The sequence below is a fragment of the Terriglobus sp. YAF25 genome, assembly GCF_052113305.1.
GTDB lineage: Bacteria > Acidobacteriota > Terriglobia > Terriglobales > Acidobacteriaceae > Terriglobus.
In genome coordinates this window covers 1-1376 of sequence record NZ_JBFRCY010000960.1, presented here as the reverse complement: position 1 = coordinate 1376, position 1376 = coordinate 1, and the positions used below count along the sequence as shown (strand labels likewise).

Below are 1376 nucleotides of genomic sequence, written 5' to 3'. Positions count from 1 at the left end.
CCATCTGCGCAACGGCCGTGTAGGTGCCGCCGCCGATGTCCTGTGTACCGCAGGTAACGCGCGCGGTGCCATCCTGCCGCAGCTCGACGTTGACTTCAGCATCGGTGCGGGTGGCGATCCAGGCGCACGCGCCGACGCCCCAGCCGAGAGTTCTTCCTTCTTCATCTTTCATTAAGCCAATGGCGGGATTGCGCTTAGCCCAACCGAACTTCTCCGCGCCGACGGTGAGGCACTCTTTGAGGTGGCGTGAAGAGAAGGGCTTTCCGATGCTTTCGTCCCTCTCCGGTTCATTCAGAAGGCGAAGCTGTACGGGATCGATGTCGAGCTTGATGGCGAGCTCGTCCAAGGCGGATTCGAGTGCGTAGAGACCGGGCACAGCGCCGGGACCGCGCATGGAGGTTGGGGTACCGACATTACGGCGGACCAGGCCGGAGGTGGCAAGGACATTCGGGCAGGAGTACATGAAGCCGGTGGATTCGGCGCAGCCCTCGTCGTAGTCGTCGAGCATGGAGGTGTGATTGACGTAGTCGTGCCGGATCGCGAGCAGCTTGCCCGATTTATCCGCAGCGAGCTGAACGCGTTGGTCGATGGTGGGCCGGTGGCCGACGCTCTGGAACATCATCGAACGGCTGACGACAAGCTTGACTGGACGATTGAGGTTGCGTGCGCTTGCGGCGGCGAGCATCGCATGCGGCCACGGCCACAGCTTTCCGCCAAAGCCGGAGCCGAGGAAGCGGCTAATGACCTGCACGTTCTCCGGAGGAACGCCGAGCATGGCGGCCATCACGTCGCGATGGTTCACGACAGCCTGCGAGGTCTCGTAGAGCGTGAACTTGCCATCCTTGTAGACCGCTACCGATGCGTGCAGCTCAATGGGATTATGTGTCTCGGTTGGAGTGGAGTAGACGGCATCATGTTTGTAGGTTGCGCGGGCGAGAACTGCGGCGGCGTCGCCACGTTTGGTGACTTCTTTGGGTTTGCCTGCGACTGTGGGAGTGTCGAGAAGTTTGTCGTTGGTATTGTGCGGAGTCTTGGCGTAGGTGACCTTCACGGCTTCGGCTGCGGCGCGCGCCTGTTCCACCGTGTGTGCGACGGCAACGGCAACGTACTGGCCGTAGTAGGAGACGGTCTCGTCTTCGAGTGGGGGCCGCCGCTCATCCAGGATCATGCTGAGGCCGGCCGACGGCGGTGTGCGATAGAGGGGACCGATGTTCTTGTGGGTGTAAATGGCCAGCACGCCGGGCATCTTCTCGGCTGTGGATGAGTCGATGCCGCTGATGGTTCCGCTGGCGATGGTCGCGGTGACCGGCCAGGCATAGACCAGGCCAGGGAAGTGGTGGTCAGAGGAGTACATGGCCGCGCCGGTGGTCTTCAGC

1 protein-coding gene is annotated in these 1376 nt (G+C 62.3%); it reads right to left on the bottom strand.

What is annotated here, in order from left to right; all coding sequences use genetic code 11:
- Positions 1-1375 (bottom strand): xanthine dehydrogenase family protein molybdopterin-binding subunit (locus tag AB4043_RS25600; RefSeq protein ID WP_442308530.1); only part of this gene is annotated, 1375 nt, incomplete at its 3' end.
- Between the last annotated feature and the right edge of the window lies 1 nt (position 1376).